The 17,761-nt window shown below is 69.5% G+C and carries 17 protein-coding genes; 7 read left to right on the top strand and 10 right to left on the bottom strand.

What is annotated here, in order from left to right; all coding sequences use genetic code 11:
- Positions 1–139: 139 nt before the first annotated feature.
- Positions 140–787, top strand: coding sequence for a glutathione S-transferase family protein (locus ACK41C_RS15345; RefSeq protein ID WP_409656005.1), 648 nt, complete (start codon positions 140–142; stop codon positions 785–787).
- On the opposite strand, the gene ACK41C_RS15340 is transcribed toward ACK41C_RS15345, so the two are convergent.
- Positions 766–2,547 (bottom strand): ATP-binding protein, encoded by a 1,782-nt coding sequence (locus tag ACK41C_RS15340; protein ID WP_409656003.1) that lies wholly within the window; start codon positions 2,545–2,547, stop codon positions 766–768. The genes ACK41C_RS15345 and ACK41C_RS15340 overlap by 22 nt on opposite strands.
- Before the next feature lie 156 nt (positions 2,548–2,703).
- The gene (locus ACK41C_RS15335; protein WP_409656001.1) at positions 2,704–3,159 is read right to left on the bottom strand and encodes an ArsI/CadI family heavy metal resistance metalloenzyme; all 456 of its coding nucleotides are present in this window, start codon (positions 3,157–3,159) and stop codon (positions 2,704–2,706) included.
- Between the two features lie 104 nt (positions 3,160–3,263).
- Between ACK41C_RS15335 and ACK41C_RS15330 the strand changes: the two genes are divergently transcribed.
- Both ACK41C_RS15330 and arsB read left to right on the top strand, forming a co-directional pair.
- The gene (locus tag ACK41C_RS15330; protein ID WP_409655999.1) at positions 3,264–3,590 is read left to right on the top strand and encodes an ArsR/SmtB family transcription factor; all 327 of its coding nucleotides are present in this window, start codon (positions 3,264–3,266) and stop codon (positions 3,588–3,590) included.
- Positions 3,591–3,592: 2 nt separating this feature from the next.
- Complete coding sequence (gene arsB, locus ACK41C_RS15325; RefSeq protein WP_409655997.1) at positions 3,593–4,630, top strand: ACR3 family arsenite efflux transporter; 1,038 nt, start codon at positions 3,593–3,595, stop codon at positions 4,628–4,630.
- Here the strand turns inward: arsB and ACK41C_RS15320 are convergent.
- Positions 4,617–5,456 carry a hypothetical protein gene (locus tag ACK41C_RS15320; protein WP_409655995.1) on the bottom strand — a complete coding sequence of 280 codons (840 nt, stop codon included), beginning with the start codon at positions 5,454–5,456 and terminating at the stop codon, positions 4,617–4,619. The genes arsB and ACK41C_RS15320 overlap by 14 nt on opposite strands.
- A 158-nt stretch (positions 5,457–5,614) precedes the next feature.
- Between ACK41C_RS15320 and ACK41C_RS15315 the strand changes: the two genes are divergently transcribed.
- Positions 5,615–6,103 carry a hypothetical protein gene (locus tag ACK41C_RS15315; RefSeq protein WP_409655993.1) on the top strand — a complete coding sequence of 163 codons (489 nt, stop codon included), beginning with the start codon at positions 5,615–5,617 and terminating at the stop codon, positions 6,101–6,103.
- Here ACK41C_RS15315 and ACK41C_RS15310 read toward each other — a convergent pair.
- The gene (locus tag ACK41C_RS15310; RefSeq protein WP_409655991.1) at positions 6,100–7,959 is read right to left on the bottom strand and encodes a methyl-accepting chemotaxis protein; all 1,860 of its coding nucleotides are present in this window, start codon (positions 7,957–7,959) and stop codon (positions 6,100–6,102) included. The two genes, ACK41C_RS15315 and ACK41C_RS15310, sit on opposite strands and share 4 nt — an antisense overlap.
- 196 nt (positions 7,960–8,155) lie before the next feature.
- Here ACK41C_RS15310 and ACK41C_RS15305 point away from each other — a divergent pair, with 196 nt between their 5' ends.
- Together ACK41C_RS15305 and mazG are read left to right on the top strand one after the other, a co-directional pair.
- The gene (locus ACK41C_RS15305; RefSeq protein ID WP_409655989.1) at positions 8,156–9,583 is read left to right on the top strand and encodes an MFS transporter; all 1,428 of its coding nucleotides are present in this window, start codon (positions 8,156–8,158) and stop codon (positions 9,581–9,583) included.
- Positions 9,558–10,367 (top strand): nucleoside triphosphate pyrophosphohydrolase, encoded by an 810-nt coding sequence (mazG, locus tag ACK41C_RS15300; protein WP_409655987.1) that lies wholly within the window; start codon positions 9,558–9,560, stop codon positions 10,365–10,367. Before ACK41C_RS15305 ends, mazG begins: the two co-directional genes overlap by 26 nt.
- Here the strand turns inward: mazG and ACK41C_RS15295 are convergent.
- Positions 10,364–10,948, bottom strand: a complete 585-nt coding sequence (locus tag ACK41C_RS15295) for a DUF2239 family protein (RefSeq protein ID WP_409655986.1) — start codon at positions 10,946–10,948, stop codon at positions 10,364–10,366. The two genes, mazG and ACK41C_RS15295, sit on opposite strands and share 4 nt — an antisense overlap.
- A 62-nt stretch (positions 10,949–11,010) precedes the next feature.
- On the opposite strand from ACK41C_RS15295, the gene ACK41C_RS15290 reads away from it, so the two are divergent.
- Positions 11,011–11,346: a GIY-YIG nuclease family protein gene (locus tag ACK41C_RS15290; RefSeq protein ID WP_409655984.1), complete on the top strand. Its 336-nt coding sequence runs from the start codon at positions 11,011–11,013 to the stop codon at positions 11,344–11,346.
- A gap of 40 nt (positions 11,347–11,386) precedes the next feature.
- On the opposite strand, the gene hflX is transcribed toward ACK41C_RS15290, so the two are convergent.
- The 5 genes from hflX to ACK41C_RS15265 all read right to left on the bottom strand — a co-directional run bounded on the left by hflX (position 11,387) and on the right by ACK41C_RS15265 (position 17,523).
- Entirely contained in the window at positions 11,387–12,694 is a 1,308-nt protein-coding gene (gene hflX / locus ACK41C_RS15285; protein ID WP_409655982.1) for a GTPase HflX, read from the bottom strand.
- A complete protein-coding gene (gene hfq, locus ACK41C_RS15280; RefSeq protein ID WP_409655980.1) occupies positions 12,691–12,939 on the bottom strand; it encodes an RNA chaperone Hfq in 249 nt (82 codons plus the stop codon). Before hfq ends, hflX begins: the two co-directional genes overlap by 4 nt.
- A gap of 98 nt (positions 12,940–13,037) precedes the next feature.
- Positions 13,038–13,901: a D-amino-acid transaminase gene (locus tag ACK41C_RS15275; protein ID WP_409655978.1), complete on the bottom strand. Its 864-nt coding sequence runs from the start codon at positions 13,899–13,901 to the stop codon at positions 13,038–13,040.
- Between the two features lie 2 nt (positions 13,902–13,903).
- The gene (locus tag ACK41C_RS15270; RefSeq protein ID WP_409655976.1) at positions 13,904–15,292 is read right to left on the bottom strand and encodes a sigma-54-dependent transcriptional regulator; all 1,389 of its coding nucleotides are present in this window, start codon (positions 15,290–15,292) and stop codon (positions 13,904–13,906) included.
- Positions 15,292–17,523 (bottom strand): ATP-binding protein, encoded by a 2,232-nt coding sequence (locus ACK41C_RS15265; protein WP_409655974.1) that lies wholly within the window; start codon positions 17,521–17,523, stop codon positions 15,292–15,294. The genes ACK41C_RS15270 and ACK41C_RS15265 overlap by 1 nt, the downstream gene beginning before the upstream one ends.
- Positions 17,524–17,761: the final 238 nt, after the last annotated feature.

Below are 17,761 nucleotides of genomic sequence, written 5' to 3'. Positions count from 1 at the left end.
CATCTCCAGCCCCCGCCGCGCAGGCGGGGGCTGTGTCTTTTGCACTCGGCGCCGGTCGGCCACAGCGCGGAAGCTGCTGACACAATCCTGGCAACAGGGCGGTTCTAGAGTCGGATCGGCCAGTCGAAAGGAACCCCCGATGTCCGACGAACTCGTCTTCTACACCCACCCCATGTCCCGCGGCCGGATCATCCGCTGGATGCTGGAAGAGGTCGGCCAGCCCTATCGCACCGAGGTCCTGGAGTACGGCACGACCATGAAGGCGCCGGAGTACCTGGCGATCAATCCCATGGGCAAGGTGCCGGCCATAACCCACGGCGACGTCGCGGTCACCGAAGCGGGCGCGATCTGCGCCTATCTGGCCGACGCCTTCCCGCAGGCGGAGCTGGCGCCGCCGCCCGGCAGCCGGATGCGCGCGCCCTATTATCGCTGGCTGTTCTTCGCCGCCGGCCCCATCGAGCAGGCCGCCAGCAGCAAGGCCATGGGCTGGGAGGCGCCGCCGGAAGGTCGCGCCACGGTGGGCTACGGCTGCCTTGACGACGTGCTGAACGCCATCGAGACGGCGCTGTCCGGCCGCGAGTACGTCGCCGGCGACCGGTTTACGGCCGCGGACCTCTATCTGGGTTCCCATCTGGGCTGGGGCATGCAGTTCGGCACCCTGGAGAAGCGGCCTGTTTTCGAGGCCTATGTCGCCCGGTTGCAGGCGCGGCCGGCGGCGATCCGCGCCACAGAGATCGACGACGCCCTGGCCGCCCGTCTGCAACCTCAGGCCGAACCGACCGCCTGAGGCGCAAGTTCGGCCGCCGCCGGCGGCGAGCGGTCCAAAATCTCCGCCATGGCTTGCAGCAGCCGTGGCAGTTCGATCGGCTTGGCCACGTGTTCGTCGGCGCCCGCCGCCCGCAGGGCGGCCACCTGATGGGCCAGGGTGTCGGCGGTGAGCGCGATCACCGGCGTCGGGCGGAGGCCCGCGGCCGCTTCGCGTGCGCGGATCTCCCGGATGGCGCTCTCGCCGTCCATCACCGGCATCTGCATGTCCATGAGGACGAGATCCCACTCGGCCGCGGCCCAGGCCTCGACGGCCTGAAGCCCGTCGGGCACGAAGACCGGCTCGATCCCCACCGCGCCCAGCAGGGCCTTCAGCACCGCCTGGTTCACCTCGTTGTCCTCGGCGGCCAGCACCCGCAGGGGTCTGCCCGAGATCCCGAAGACCGGCTCGGCGGCGCGCCGCTCTGGACCCGCGTCCGGCAGCTTTTCCAGCGGGAGGACGACCGTAAAAGCCGAGCCCCGGCCCAGCGCGCTCTCCACGGAAATCTCGCCGCCCATCAAGGCGCAGAGTTCCTGGCAGATGGCCAGCCCCAGGCCGGTTCCCCCGTGCCGCCGGGTGATCGAGGCGTCGAGCTGCACGAACTTGCCGAACAGACGGGCCTGCTGTTCCGGACCGATGCCCGGGCCGGTGTCGGAGACGCCGATCCGCAGGCGGCCGTCGACCTGGTCGGCCACGACCCTGATCGCCCCTTCGGCCGTGAACTTCAGTGCGTTGGAGATCAGATTGAACACGATCTGGCGCAGGCGGGTGGGGTCGCCGCGATAGCGGCCCCGCGCCGCCTCGCCGATCTCGGCCTCGAAAGCCAGGCCCTTCTCCCGGGCCAGCGCGGCGAAGACCTGGCTTACGGCCTCAAGGGTCTCCTCCAGGTCGAAGGGAATCTGCTCCAGCTCCAGGCGTCCCGCCTCGATCTTGGAAAGGTCGAGCACGTCGTTGAGGATGGCGGTCAGCGACGCTCCGGACTTGCGCAGGATCTCCAGCCGCTCGCGCTGCGCCGGGGAAAGCTCGTCCGTGGCCATGGCCTGGGCCATGCCGAGCACGCCGTTCAGCGGCGTGCGGATCTCATGGCTCATGGTCGCCAGGAAGGTCGATTTGGCGGCGTTGGCGATCGCCGCCTCCTGCTCCTTCTCGACGGCGCGGACCAGGGCCTGCGCCATCGCCCGCTCCACCCGCTCGCGCTTCAGGGCCGCCTGCAGCACGTAGGCGAAGAAGGCGATCACGGCGATCAGTGCCAGGAGGATGCTGAACCATGAATGGCCCGGCGCCTTGGACAACAGGCCGACCACCCCCGCCACGCCGCTGATCAGGAGGGAGGCGCCGCCGATCCGGCGGCTCAGCACGAACTCGTCGGTGCTGCTCATCGCGACGGCCGCCAGCATGGCCGCCCCGGCCAGCATCGGCATGGGCGCGGCCTGGCCGATCAGGGCCAGCGGCAGGCTGCAATAGGCGCCGGTATTGACAAGGGCCGCGGCGGCGAGCGCCAGCTCCCAGCGATCGTCGGGCTCGCGCTTGGCCCCGATCCAGGCGCAGAACCGGGCGCTCAGGCCGATGAGGATCAGGTTGGCCGCCAGCCAGATGGCGGCGAAGCCTGGGCCGAGCCAGACGGCCGCCCCGCCGGCGGCGACCACGCTCATCGGCACGATGATCAGCCGGTCGCGCCTGCGATAGGCGACGACCTGCAGCCAGCCGGACGGCTGCGGGGCTTCTTCGCCCGTGCGGCTCACGGCCGGCCCTGCAGGCGCAATGTCCACATGCGAACGCCCTACCCCTCCGTCGCGGACACGAATCGCCGCAGCGGTTGCGGCGTACTATCGCAGGGCGAGATTTACGGCGGGTTATCCACATGAGGGCGCGGTTGCCTCACCGCGCCCTCGAAAGGTTCAGCAGCAGGGCGAAGCTGTTTCGATCGGCGGTGAGGCCCCGCAACAGGCGGCGGCGGTCGGCGCCTCGTTCTCCACGTCCTCGCCGTAGGCGGTCGCCTCGCCGAACGTATGGAAGGTTTCCCACCGAAGTCCCGCCGGATCGGCGACCCAGCTCTTGTCGGACTTGGCGTAGCAGCAGGTGGTCGCGGTCTGGTCGAAGGTCTCGTTCCCGGCGGCCTTCAGCCGCGCGGCCAGGCTGGCCAGTTCCTCAGCCGTGTCGGTCTGGATCCCCACATGGTCGACGCCGGCGGCGTGGCCGCGTTGGGAAATCGCGAAGTTCACGCGCGGATCCTCCAGCATCCACTTGGCGTAGTCTTCCTTGAGCGTCGTCGGCGCGGCGCCGAACAGGGTCTCGTAGAACCGGATGGAGCTTTCGAGGTCGGGCACGCTCACGTGCAGGTGCAGGCGCTTCATAGGGCATCTCCAAAATGACGATATAATTCGAGTATTCTGGAAATATGGATGCGTCAAGCGATCGAAGCGCTTGCGGGCTAGAAAATTTCTTTTATCTTGGAAATATGGAAATCAAGCTTGCCGCGACCGCCCTTTCCGCTCTCGCCCATGAGGGGCGGCTCTCGATCTTCAGGCTATTGGTGCAAGCCGGCGGCGACGGCCTTTCGGCGGGCGAGATCGCACGGCGGCTGGACATTCTGCCCAACACGCTCTCGGCCAATCTGACCGTGCTGAGTCACGCCGGGCTGGTCGCCTCCCGCCGCGAAGGCCGGTCGATCATCTACTCCGCCGGCTACGCGGCCATGCGGGAGTTGCTCGAGTTCCTGATGGAAGACTGCTGCGCCGGGGCGCCGGAGATCTGCGCGCCGTTGGCGGCCGGACGCGCCTGCTGAGCATGTCGGTCTTCGAGCGCTACCTCACCCTCTGGGTCGCTCTGTGCATCGTCGCGGGCGTCGCCCTGGGCCACCTCGCGCCCGCGCCGTTTCGCGCGATCGCCGCAGCCGAGGTCGCCCAGGTCAACCTGCCGGTGGCGGGCCTCGTCTGGCTGATGATCGTGCCCATGCTGCTGAAGGTGGACTTCGCAGCCCTGGGCGGGGTTGCGCGCCACTGGCGCGGGGTGGGCGTGACCCTGTTCGTCAACTGGGCCGTGAAGCCCTTCTCGATGGCGGCCCTGGCGGCGATCTTCGTCGGATGGCTGTTTCGCCCCTACCTCCCCGCCGATCAGATCGAGAGCTATGTGGCGGGCCTGATCCTGCTGGCGGCGGCGCCCTGCACGGCCATGGTGTTCGTCTGGAGCAATCTGGTTCGCGGAGAGCCGCACTTCACCCTAAGCCAGGTCGCCCTGAACGACGCGATCATGGTCGTGGCGTTCGCCCCCATCGTCGGATTGCTGCTGGGGCTATCGGCTATCGTCGTGCCCTGGACGACGCTGCTCCTGTCGGTGGCGATCTATATCGTGATCCCGGTGCTGGCGGCGCAGGCGCTGCGTCGATGGCTGCTGCGGCGGGGCGGCGAGTCCGCCTTGCGCCGCGCCGTCGACCGGGTCTCGCCCCTGGCCCTGGCGGCTCTTCTGGCGACCCTCGTGCTTCTCTTCGCCTTCCAGGGCGAGCAGATCATCGCCCATCCGGCGATCATCGCGCTCTTGGCGGTTCCGATACTGCTGCAGGTCTATCTGAACTCGGGGCTGGCCTACCTTCTGAACCGCTTGGCCGGAGAGGCCCACTGCGTCGCCGGGCCGTCGGCCCTGATCGGCGCCAGCAACTTCTTCGAGCTCGCGGTGGCCGCGGCGATCGCGCTCTTCGGCCTGAACTCGGGCGCGGCCTTGGCGACGGTGGTGGGCGTCCTGGTCGAAGTGCCGGTCATGCTGTCGGTTGTCGCCATCGTGAACCGCAGCCGCAACTGGTACGAACGACCGGCCCTCACCAGGGGATGACGATGCGGTCCTCGGCGAAGCACTCGGCCCGGGTCATGGTCACGCCGTTGCGGGCGAGGAAGGCCTCGCCGTCGGCGACGGCCGCGCGCCAGTCATAGGAGCCGGCCACCGGCTGGCGGTGCTCGATGGGCGTGCCGTCCAGCACGCCGATGCGCCAGCCCCGGTCGCGGGCGATCTGCGCCCAATGGACGTCCAGCCCCCAGTCCCAGCGGGAGACGGGAAAGGGCATGAGCGCGCCGATCACGTCGCCGCGGACGGCGGTCAGCGGACCGATCTCGACGAACCGCGTCTCGCGCGCCAGCGAGCCCCAGCGCCGCTGGGTGGCCACGTAGCTGGAATAGGAGAAAAACCGGTGGGCGGGCTGGGCGATCTGGAAGCCGCCGCGCTCCAGGAGGCCCACGAACCTGTCCGTGAAACCCGGCGGCAGGCCGACGTCGTCGTCGGTGATGAAGACCCAGTCATAACTGTGGGCCGGCGCCGGCGCGGCCTCCAGGGCCCGCGTGACGTTCTGGAACTTGCTCATCGGCGCCATCGGGACGACCGAGACCGCCACCTCATGGCGCGTGTCCGACAGGTGGGAGACCACGGCCTCCATCTGGCCGGGACGGGAGGGCGCAGCGACCCCGACCGTCAGCACCCGCCGGGGCGGGACGGCCGCCGCCAGGCGCGCCAGCTCGCGCGAGCCGCCGGACAGGGCGAGGCCGAGGTCCAGCGCCGCATCGCGCAGGCGCCCCAAGGCCCGGCCGCGGAACGGGTGATGATCGACCCGGCCCTGGTCGCTCTGGAAGAAATCCGACATTCCGGCGGTGATCGACAGACGCCCCATTCCGACACCGTCTCATAAGACGTTTAGCAAAGTCTTTGAATAGCGGGGGCGTTCCACGCCGCGCCATACTATGGCCACGCTTGCGGCGCGTCCTTGGTCGGGTCGGTCCTTGGGCCTATCTATCGTGTTCGAGGACCCAACATCTCGATGGAGGAGCCATGCGCACCTGGATCATCGCCGCCTGCGCCGCTTTCGGGCTCGCCGGAAGCGCGCTGGCCCAGGCCCCGACCGTGTCCGTGGTCGTCGGGCCGGACCTGCAGAAGAAGGCCGAGAAGACCTATGGCGTCAGGGAGGTGGAACGCCTCGCCGCCGAACTCCGCCGCGAGGTGGAGCAGGAGCTCGATCGCACCGGCGTACTGGCCGGCGGACGGGTGGAGCTGACCCTCGTCGACGCCCGGCCCAACCGGCCGACCATGAAGCAGCTCGGCGACACGCCGGGCCTCTCCTATCGCAGCTTCGGCGTCGGCGGCGCGGCGCTGGAAGGCCGCGCGGTCTCGATCGACGGCGAGGTCACGCCGCTTCGCTACAATTGGTACGAAACCGACATCCGCCAGGCCTGGTATCAATCCACCTGGGCCGACGCCGAGCGGGCCTTCGACCGTTTCGCTCGCCGCCTGAGCCGCGGAACCGTCTACGCCCAGCGTTAAGCGGACCTAGCGGCCGGAAAGGTCTCCGCCAGCCGGGCGGCCAGACCGCGCACGGAATCGTCCGCTTCCGCGCGGTCGAGATGGAAGCGCCCGACGCGCCGGGCCAGATCCTCGGCCTGGTTCGCCAGGCCATGGCTGGCCGCCGTGGTCTCCTCCACCATGGCGGCGTTCTGCTGGACGCTGCGATCCATGTCGGCGACCGCCGTATTGACTTGGCCTATGCCCGCCGCCTGCTCCCGGGCCGACGCGGCCATCTCGACCACCAGGTCGTGGATCTCGCCGACCTTGGCGGCGATCAGCTTCAGGGCTTCGCCGGCGCCGCCCACCAACTGAACGCCGCCCTGCACCTCCGCGCCGGAGGTCGAGACCAGGTTCTTGATCTCCTTGGCGGCCTCGGCCGAACGCTGGGCCAGCGCCCGGACTTCGGACGCGACCACCGCGAAGCCCTTGCCTGCATCGCCTGCGCGGGCGGCCTCCACGCCGGCGTTCAGGGCCAGGAGGTTGGTCTGGAAGGCGATCTCGTCGATGACGGCGATGATCTGGCCGATCTCGTCGGACGAACGCTCGATGCGCGACATGGCCTCGATGGCCTGGGTGACGACCCCATCGGAATTGACGGCCGCGTCGCGCGCCTCGGCCACCATCCGGCGGGCGGCCTCCGCCCCCTCGGCGGTCTTGCGGATGGTGGCGGTGATCTCGTCCAGGGCTGCAGCCGTCTCCTCCAGCGCCGCGGCCTGCTGTTCGGTCCGCTGGGCCAGGTTGTCGGCCGCGACCGATATGTCCCCTGCGCCCGAACGCACGTCGTCCGAGGCTTCGGATATCGCGCCCAGGGTGCGCGCCAGCTCGTCCATGGCCGCGTTGAAGTCGCGCCGCAGCTTCTCGTACTCCGGCGGAAAGGCCTCCGTCAGCCGCAGGCTCAGGTCGCCGGCCGACAGCCGCTCCAGCCCCAGCCCCAGCCGCGCCATCACCTCGCCGCGGCGGCGATCCTCGGCCTCGCGCTCGGCGATCGCCTGTTCGCGGGTTTCGGCGGCCCGGGACCGCTCGGCCTCCTCGCTGGCGCGCAGGGCCTGGCGCTCGGCGGCGGCCTGGCGGAACACTTCGACCGAGCGCGCCATTTCGCCCATCTCGTCGGCGCGATCGCGATAGGGCGTGGCGATGTCCTCCTCCCCGGCGGCGAGCCGGGTCATCACCTCGGCCATCCTCAGGATCGGGCGGACCAGGCGGGTGCGCACCGCCCAGATGCCGGCGATCAGCATCACGGCCGCCCCGAACGCCGTCAGGCCTGCGAAACTGCCCAGGATGATGCGCGCCTGCGCGGCCTCGGCCTCGACCGTGGCGTTCATCTCGTTGGCGGCCACCACCATGCGGTCGACGATCGCCCGGTGATCGGCGTAGGCGGCTGCGACCTCCCCCATCGAAGCGCGCGCGCCCTCCACGTCGCCGCGTTCCAGGGCCGGAAGGAAATCCTCCTCGATCTCGCGCCAGAAGCGCTGCACCTGCGTATGGGAGACCTCCACCATGTCGCGCTTCAAGGCCGGCGGCAGGGTGGTCGTGGTTCCCCAGAAGGCGTGACGCTCGTCGTATTCCGTATGAAGCTGCGCCAGCCGCGCCTTGGCCTCGGCGACGGTGTCGGGCGCGTCGAGCGCGAGGCGGGTGACCAGATAGGCCTCGATCACATAGGCGGGCGGCGGCAGGATATCGGCCACCAGGTCCTTGCCCAGCACGATGCGGTCGTAGAGCGGCCCGCCCACCCGCAGCTGCTGGATGGCGTAGAAGCTGGCCGCAGACGAGGCTAGGAGGCCGGCGAAGACCAGCACCCCCAAGAGATTGATCGCCGCGGATATGCGGAAACGCATCGGCCCTCCCCCCGGAGATCTCCGTTCTCGGCAGGGTCCAGCGCTTTGGTTAATGCGGGCTTACGTTGCGGCCGACAGGTATTCCAGGCCCCTGACCCGTGCGGCCGGGATTTTCGCTTGCGAAGCGGCGGCGGCGAAGGTCCTATCCGCCGCGGCGGCGCCCCGTGGGGCCCTTTCGCGTAAGAGGTTCCCTTCCATGACGGCCCAGCCAGTCGAACGGCGCTCCAACTGGACCTTGGCGGCGCTGGCGGCGCCCTGCCTTCCGCTGGCGGGGCTCGGGCTTCCCCTGGTCGTCTATCTGCCGGCCTATTACACCAGCGAACTGGGGCTCAGCCTGACGGCCGTCGGCACGGCCTTCGGCGCGGTCCGACTGCTCGACATGGCCTTCGATCCCTATATCGGCGGGGTCATGGACCGCACCCGTTCGCGGTTCGGGCGCTTCAAGCTGTGGTTCGCGATCAGCATCCCGATCCTGATGCTGGCCACGTACATGCTGTTCATGGCCAAGCCGGGGGTTACGGCCCTCTATCTCTGGGCCGGCCTGCTGGTGATCTACGCCGGCGTCTCGATTTCCGGCCTTTCGCAGCTGGCCTGGGCCGCGGTGCTCTCTCCCAACTACGACCAGAGATCGCGCATCTACGGCTGGTGGCAGGCCGGCAACGTGGTCGGGATGATCCTTGTCCTCACCCTGCCCGCCCTGTTGCCGGTGCTCGGCCTCGGCGGATCGGGCATGGGCGTTCAGGCCATGGGCTGGTTCGTGCTGATCCTGCTGCCGATCACCATGGGCCTGGCGCTTCTCACGGTTCCGGAGCCGCAGGTGACGAGCGAGCGGCGCAAGTCCGGCTTTCGTGAATACCTCGCCCTCTTCAAGCGGCCGACGGTGGTGCGAGTGCTGCTGGCCGACCTGCTGATCGGCACCGGGCCCGCCATCACCGGCGCCCTGTTCTTCTTCTTTTTCGAACGCGTGAAGGGCTTCGAGAAGACCGAGGCCAGCATCCTGCTGCTGATCTATTTCGTGGGCGGACTGGTCGGCGCGCCGATCTGGACCTGGCTCTCCTATCGGATGAGCAAGCACAAGGCCCTGGCGCTGTCCTGCGTCGTCTATGCGGGCATGACCATGTGCGCGCTCGCGATCCCGCAGGGCAATATGGTGCTGGGCGGCCTTTTGATGTTCGCCATCGGCGTGCCCTATGCGGCCGGCGCCTTCCTGTTGCGGGCGATGATGGCCGACGTCGGCGACGAGGAGCGGCTGGCCAGCGGCGTCGACCGCATGGGCCTGCTCTACGCCATCCTGGCCGGCACGGTGAAGGTCGGCTCGGCCGCGGCGGTGTTCGTCACCTTCCCGCTGCTGCAGGCCATGGGCTTCGATCCCACCGCGCGCGGGGTGGACGACGGGCTGGGGAGCCTCGCCCTGATGTTCGCCGCCATCCCCGCGGCCATGTCGCTGGGCGCGGGTTGGATCCTGCTGAAGTTCCCCCTGACGCCGGAGCGCCACGCCGAGATTCGCGCCGAGCTCGCCCGCCGCGATCTGCCGGAAACCGAATTGGCCGAGGCCGCGCCGGAGATCGGCGCCGAACCCCGCTTCACCGAAGAGATCCATGCCGCCGCCCGTCCCGCCGAGTGACAAGCCCATCGACCGCCTGATCGCCATCATGGCCCGCCTGCGCGATCCCGCCGGCGGCTGCGCCTGGGACCTGGAGCAGAGCTTCGCCACCATCGCCCCCTATACGGTGGAGGAGGCCTACGAGGTCGCCGACGCCATCGAGCGGGGAAACTTGGCGGACCTGAAGGAAGAGCTGGGCGACCTGCTGCTGCAGGTGGTGTTCCACAGCCGCATGGCGGAGGAACAGGGCGCCTTCTCGTTCGACGAGGTGGCCGAGGTCATTTCCGAAAAGATGATCCGCCGTCATCCGCACGTGTTCGGCGAGGCCGATCAGCGCTCCAGCGCCGAGCAGACGGAAGCCTGGGAGGAGATCAAGGCCGCCGAGCGGGCGAGGAAGGGCCGGACGGCAAGCCTGCTGGACGACGTGCCGGTGGGCCTGCCGGCCCTCACCCGAGCGGTGAAGCTGACGGCGCGGGCCGCGCGCGTCGGCTTTGACTGGCCCGACGTCTCCTTCGTGCTCGAGAAGCTGCGCGAGGAGACCGCCGAGCTGGAGGCCGAGATCGCCGCCCGCGAAACCGCGAAGATGCGTGACGAGCTGGGGGACATGCTGTTCGTGGTCGCCAACCTCGCCCGCAAGCTCGATATCGAGCCGGAGGACGCCCTGCGCGCCGCCAACGCCAAGTTCGCCCGGCGTTTCCAGTTCATCGAGCAGACGCTGGCGCAGCGCGGCAAGACGCCCGACCAGTCGGACCTTGAGGAGATGGACGCGCTCTGGGACGCGGCCAAGGCGGCCGAGCGCGGCTAGGCGTCCGCGCCGTCGAGGAACCCGCGGACTTCATCGGCGATGTCCTTGGGCCAAGCCGTCATCAGATCGTCCAGCCGGCTTCGCTCGCCTGCGAACAGCGCACGCGCCGCCTCTTCGAACCCGGGAAGATCCCCCGCCATGGCCGACATGAACCGGTAGGCGGCCTCGGTGCGCACCCGTGCGGCGCCGGCGTCCGCCTTCCGCGCGGCTTCGACCAGCTTTCGCAGGGTGACCGATGCGCCGCCCGGCTGCCGCGCCAGCCAGTCCCAATGCCGCGGCAGGAGCGTCACCTCGCGGGCGACCACGCCGAGTTTCGGGCGACCGCGCCGAGCCGCGGGGGCTTCGGCGGGCGTGTAGCGCGCCGCGACCTCCTGTTCGGTTCCCCGAAGGTCCAGATCCACGACCCGGGCGGTGTCGCGATCGAACACCAGGATCGCGGCGGCGGGATCTTCGTCCTGCGCGCGCCGGGCCGCGGCCGCCGCCTCGGCCAGTCCGCCGGCCGAGATGCGCAAGGGACCGGCGAACACCACAAAGCGGGCGGGCGGCGGTTCGATCTCTGGAGTTTCGTCGCGGCGAGGCATTGCCTCTATTTACCCGGATAAATATATCGGTCAATATCACCCGGATGAAAATGGAGATCATCATGGACCGGCAAAGCCGCAGGGCCGCCATCGCCGCCTATAAGGAACGCAAGCCGGCCTACGGGGTGTTCGCCGTCATCTGCAACGCGACGGGCGAGGCTTGGGTCGGCTGCAGCCGCCATGTGGACAACCAGCAGAACGGCCTCTGGTTCGGGCTCCGGCTCGGCACGAGCCCTCACGCCTCCCTCCAGGCGGCCTGGAAGCAGCACGGCGAGGAAGCGTTCAGGTTCGAGGAGCTCGAACGCCTGCGAGAGGACTTCCCGGAGATCTCCCGCATGAACGAGCTGAAGAAGCGCCAGGGCCTGTGGCGGGCGAGGCTGCAGGCGGCGGCGTTATGAAACTTCCCCTGCCGCATGACGGGAGAGGATGGCTCACGCCCTACCCCCGCACCTCCGCATGGGGGAAGAGCTGTTCGAACTGGCCCTGGGCCTGGGCGGTGAGCTTCACGGTGAGATGAACGCCGCCGTCGGGTTCGCTTTCCCGCTCCAGCACGCGGCCGTGGCGATAGAGCCAGGCGATGGCCGCGCCCTCGCCGGCCGGTGTATGGACCTCGACCGGAGCGGCCTCGTCGACCAGGGCGGCGACCGTCTCCAGCAGGGCCTCGCAACCCTCGCCGCTGGCGGCGGACACCAGCACGGCGCCTGCCCGGCGCGCATCGCCCGCGAGCTCGCTGCGGTGCTCAGGATCCACCAGATCGGCCTTGTTCCAGACCTCGATCAGCTTGCGGTCTTCCAGGTCGATCCCGAGCCGTTCCAGCACCTGGCGCACATCGGCGGCCTGGGCGTCGGTCTCTTCGCTGGCGATGTCGCGCACATGCAGGATGACATCGGCCTCGCGCACTTCCTCCAGGGTGGCGCGGAAGGCTTCCACCAGCTCGTGCGGAAGCTCGGAGATGAAGCCCACCGTGTCCGACAGGATGGCCGGCCGCCCGTCGGGCAGCTTCAGCATCCGCAGGGTCGGGTCGAGGGTGGCGAACAGCATGTCCTCGGCCAGCACCTCGGCTTCGGTCAGGCGGTTGAACAGGGTCGACTTGCCGGCGTTGGTGTAGCCGACCAGGGCCACGGCCGGGAACGGATGCCGCTGGCGGGCGCCCCGCTGCAGGTTGCGCGTGCGCCGAACCTCGGCCAGTTCGCGCTTGAGCTTGCCGATCCGGTCGGCCAGCAGCCGGCGGTCGGCCTCGATCTGGGTTTCGCCCGGGCCGCCCATGAAGCCGAAGCCGCCGCGCTGGCGCTCCAGGTGGGTCCAGGTGCGCACCAGGCGCGAGCGCTCGTAGGAGAGCCGCGCCAGCTCCACCTGCAGCCGCCCCTCGCGGGTGCGGGCGCGGCGGGCGAAGATCTCCAGGATCAGGCCGGTGCGGTCGATGACCTTGGCGTCCCAGGCCTTTTCCAGGTTGCGCTGCTGGACGGGCGTGAGCGCGTCGTCCACGACGATCACGTCGGCCTCATGGGCGTGGCGCAGGTCGGCGATCTCCGCCACCTTGCCCTTGCCGAACAGGGTGGCGGGCGTCATCCGACGCAAGGGCGCGACGAGGGCGTCGCGGACCTGGAGGTCCAGCGCCTGGGCCAGGCCCACGGCCTCCTCCAGGCGCGCGTCAGGGCCCCGCGCGCTGGCGCGGCCCTCACGCTCGGGATGGACGATGATCGCCCCTTGGGGTGGGGCTTCGCGTTCGATCAGCTTGGAACTCAATCGCCGTCGTCTTCCGCCGGCTCGTACAGCTGGACGGGCTGGGCCGGCATGATGGTGGAGATCGCGTGCTTGTAGACCAGCTGGGACTGGCCGTCGCGGCGGAGCAGGACGCAGAAGTTGTCGAACCAGCTCACCACCCCCTGCAGCTTCACGCCGTTCACGAGGAAGATGGTCAGCGGAGTCTTGGCCTTCCGGACGCTGTTCAGGAAGGTGTCCTGAAGGTTCTGTTTCTTGTCGTTCGACATGGCTTGTCGCCCTTTTTTCTGATCGGAGAGACAGCCCCTCCACACACGTAGTCGACGCTAGAACGGGATCGCGCTTCCGCGCAATCGCGCCTTCGTCATCAAATCGCCGTCGCCCGCGCCCGCTCGATATAGAGGCGACGCAGCCGGCTCGCCACCGGTCCGACGGCGCCGTCGCCCACCGGATCGCCGTCCACCGACACAACCGGCAGCACCAGCGTGCCGGCGCCGGTGATGAAGGCTTCCCTGGCCGACTTGGCCTCTTCCGGCGTGAAGGGCCGTTCCTCCACTTTCAGGCCGTCCTCGCGAATGACGTCCAGCAGGGTCAACCGGGTCACCCCGCGCAGGATGTTGGCGTTGGTGTCGCGCGTGCGCAGGATCCCGTCGCGATCCACGATCCAGGCGTTGGAGGAGGCGCCTTCGGTGACGAAGCCCAGTTCGTCGACGAACCAGGCCTCGACCGCGCCCCGCTCGCGCGCCGCCTGTTTGGCGAGCGCATTGGGCAGCAGACCGACAGTCTTGATGTCGCAGCGGCCCCAGCGGTTCTCCGGCGTAGTGATCACGCCCACACCCTTGGCGGCGCGCGCCTCGGCGGCCGCGCGGTCCACCGCCTTGACCGTGACGACGATGCTCGGCTCCACCGGATCGATCGGAAAGGCGTGGTCGCGCGGAGCGACGCCGCGCCCAACCTGGAGATAGACCAGCCCCTCCCGCACCCGGTTGCGGCGGACCGCCTCCTTCAGCACGACGGTCAGGGCCGCACGGCTCATCGGCATGGGGATCTTCAGCTCGGCCAGGCTGCGCTCCAGCCGCGCGAAGTGGCCCTCGGCGTCGGCGAGCTTCCCGTCGAAGAGGGCCCAGACCTCATAGACCGCGTCGGCCAGCTGATAGCCCCGATCCTCGATATGGACCGCAGCCTCCCCTTGCGGGACGAAGCGGCCGTTTACATAGGCGATGCGGCCCAAGGTCAGGCGTCCTCTTCCACAGGCCGGGCGCCCGAAAGCCCCAGCGACTTCAGCTTGCGGTGCAGGGCCGAGCGCTCCATGCCGATGAAAGCCGCCGTGCGGGAGATGTTGCCGGAGAACCGCAGCATCTGGGCGTTCAGGTACTCGCGCTCGAACACCTCGCGGGCCTCGCGCAGCGGCAGGGCGATGATCCGCTCGGCGCTGGTGCTCGAGGGCTGATCGCTCGGCGCGGCTTCGGAGGGCAGCATGTCGGCGGTGATCGGCTCGGCGGGATCGCCCGACACCAGGATGAGCATCCGCTCCACATTGTTGCGCAGCTGGCGCAGGTTGCCCGGCCAGGCCTTGACCTGCAGGGTGGCGAGCGCGTCGTCGGCCAGGCGGCGCCTGGGCATGCCCGTGGCCTCGCAGATCCGCTGGATGAAGTAGTCGACCAGCTCGGGGATATCCTCCCGGCGTTCGGCCAGGCCCGGCACCGCCACCGGCACCACGTTCAGCCGGTGGAACAGGTCCTCGCGGAATCGGCCGGCGCCGATCTCATCGCGCAGGTCGCGGGAGGTGGAGGAGACCACGCGCACGTCCACCTGCACGTCGGTGTCGCCGCCCACCCGGCGGAACCGCTGCTCGACCAGCACCCGCAGGATGCGCCCCTGGGTCTCGCGCGGCATGTCGGCGACCTCGTCGAGATAGAGGGTGCCGCCATGCGCCTGTTCGAACACCCCGATCTTGGCCGGGCGGCCGCCCTCGCCTTCCTGGCCGAACAGTTCGACGTCGACGCGCTCGGGGGTCATGCCGGCGGCGCTGATGGCCACGAACTCGGCCCGCGACCTGGGGCTGGCGGAGTGGATCAGCCGGGCCATGGTCTCCTTGCCCGAGCCCGGAGGTCCGGAGATCAGCACCCGGCTGTTGGCCGAGGCGAGCTTGGCGATCAACCCGCGCAGTTGCTGGGCCGCCGGCGAGCGGCCGACGAAGCCGTCCGGCGCGATGGCCTGAGTCCGCAGGCGCCGGTTCTCTCGGCGCAGGCCGGCCGCTTCCAGGGCGCGTTCGACCACCAGCAGCAGGCGGTCGGATTTGAAGGGCTTCTCCAGGAACTCGTAGGCGCCGCGTTTGATGGCGCTGACGGCGGTTTCGATATTGCCGTGGCCGGAGATCATGATCACCGGCAGGTCGGGGTCGAGCGCCTTGACGAGGTCGAGCAGCTCCAGCCCGTCCATCCCCCCGCCCTGCATCCAGATGTCGAGGATGAGGAGCGCCGGTTTGCGAGCCTTGATCGCCGCGAGCGCGCTCTCGGAATCGTTGGCCGTACGGACGTGGTGCCCCTCGTCCTCCAGGATGCCCGCGACCAGTTCGCGGATGTCCGCCTCGTCGTCGACCACCAGAACGTCAGCCGCCATTACGCCGCTCCTAAGCCGGACGCCGGAACACTTTCCGGCTCATGGACGGCGGCGGGCTCGACCCGCGCCGTGGGGGGAAGTTTCAGAACCGCGCGTGCACCCTGGCCGCGCGTGGCGTCGCCGAGCACCAGCTCGCCGCCATGGTCCTCGAGGATCCGCTTGACGATGGCCAGGCCCAGGCCCGTGCCCTTCTCGCGCGTGGTGACATAGGGCTCGGTCAGGCGGTCGCGGTCTTTTTCGGGCAGGCCCACGCCGTTGTCTTCGACCACGAAGGCCACCCCGTCGGTGTTTGATTCAAGACGCGCCAAGATCCGCCCCTTGTGACGGGGCGATTGCGCCATGCGGGCGCCGACCGCCTCCGAGGCGTTCTTCAGCACATTGGTCAGGGCCTGGGCCAGCATCCGGCCGTCGGCCGTCAGCGCCACCTCCGGCGTCGGTTCGGCGAGATCGACTTCGATGTCCGGCGTGGCCACGCGCTGGGCGAAGACGGCCGCGCGCAGCAGCTCGGCGGCGTCCTGCGGGGCGAACTTCGGCGCCGGCATCCGGGCGAAGGCGGAGAACTCGTCGACCATCCGACCGATGTCGCCCACCTGGCGCACGATGGTGTCGGTGCAGCGGTCGAAGACCTCCAGGTCCTCCTCGGCCACGCCCTTGCGGAACTTGCGCCGGATGCGCTCGGCCGAGAGCTGGATGGGCGTGAGCGGGTTCTTGATCTCGTGGGCGATGCGGCGGGCGACGTCGCGCCAGGCGGCGTTGCGCTGGGCCGAGACCAGGCGGGTGATGTCGTCGAAGGTCAGCACCAGCCCGCCCTCCGACCGGCTGGCGCGCACCCGCAGCCGGCGGCTGTCCGGCCCGCGGACCACGTCGACCTCCTCCTCCGCCTCGCCGCCGCGCAGCGCCCCCTCGGCGATGGCGGCGAACTCCGGAGCGATGTCGGAAAGCGTGCGCCCGCGCATCTCGCCTTCCGCCCCAAGCAGGACGGCGGCCTGGCGGTTGGCCGCGGAAACCCGGCCTTCGGCGTCCAGCCCGACCACGCCTGCGGAGACCTCGGCGAGGACGGTTTCGATGAATTGACGGCGCTGCTCGGCCTCGTCGCCGGCGCGCTTCAGCGCCGCCTGCTGCACATGAAGATCATGTGTCATCTTGTTGAAAGCGCGGGATAAGACAGCAATCTCTTCAGGGTCTCGCTCGGCGTCCACCCGGGCGCTCAGGTCGCCCGCCGAAACCCGGCCCGCAGCCTGGACCAGCCGGCCGACGGGGCCGGAAATGGCGTTGGCGGCGCCCAAGCCCAGCCAGACCGCGCCCACCAGCACCAGCATGGCGGTTTCCATATAGGCCAGCGCGAACACCGCCTGGATGCGGGCGCGGCTCTCGGCGGCGTCGCGATAGGCCGCGAGCGACCTGTCGGCGCCGATCAGATGGTCGACGATCCCCGCCTCCACCGGCCGGGTCACATAAAGATAGGCGTCGGGAAAGGCGGCCAGCCGGTAGAGCGCCCGTGCCAGGTCGGTGGAGACGAAGATGTCGCCCTCGTCGGCGGCTTCGAAGCTGGAGGGCGGCGGCACGGCGAAGCGCGGCGCCTCCTCCGATTCCGCCCGCGCCAGGATCCGCCCTTCCCGGTCGATCAAATAGGCGGCGGGGAAGGCGTGATACGAGGCCTGGTAGGCCAGGAAATGGCTGAAGGTGACGGGGCTGGACTGCAGGGCCGGCGCGGCCCGATTGAGGTCGACCGCCATCAGCGAGACGTGGTCGCCGATGTAGCGCTTCTGCTCTTCCACATAGGATCGGGCGACGGTGGCGGAATTCTCCACCACGGTCTGGACGCGGTCGGAGAACCAGTTCTCCACCCCCTGGTTGACCAGTACGCCATAAAACAGGGCCACGACGACAGCGGGCGCCACGGCCGCGGCGGCGAACAGCGTCACGAAACGCAGGTGCAGGCGGGCCGCGGCGTCCGATCGCGCCCGGGCCAGGCCGAGAAGGCGCAACCCCACCTGCAGGGCCAGCGCCAGGATCAGGGCCAGATTGAAGGCCAGGATCGTCAGAATGTTCTTCGACGCCGGCGCCAGCGGCCCGGTCTCGGGCGGGGCCGCTGCCAGCAGGATGGCGACGGCGGTCAGGAGGGCCGCCAGGGCGTAGCCGCCGCCCAGCACATAGCGCGATTGCAGCGCCCGCCAGAGTTGCGCGGCGGGCGTGCGTCGAGCTTCGCGGTCTTGCACCAGGGACGCCATGGGAGGCGCGATCCTAGGGGCGCCTGTGCTTCATATGCAACAGGCATGTCGCCCAAAAGCGTCACCTTCATGGGTGACAGGCGGCCGCATCCTCGGCTAAGGTGTGGGCGATGACCTTCGCCGCCCAATATTCGTTTTGGTACTTTAGCTACCCGACGCCGGCGGCGGAGGACGGGATCTTGTGACCTGACGTCATAGCATCCGAGCCCCAGCCGCCGCCCGTCCGGCGGCTTTTTTG

This window comes from Phenylobacterium sp. (genome assembly GCF_046290725.1).
Taxonomy (GTDB): domain Bacteria; phylum Pseudomonadota; class Alphaproteobacteria; order Caulobacterales; family Caulobacteraceae; genus Phenylobacterium.
The sequence above is the reverse complement of the archived record's forward strand: the minus strand, read 5'-3'. Positions and strand labels throughout refer to the sequence as shown.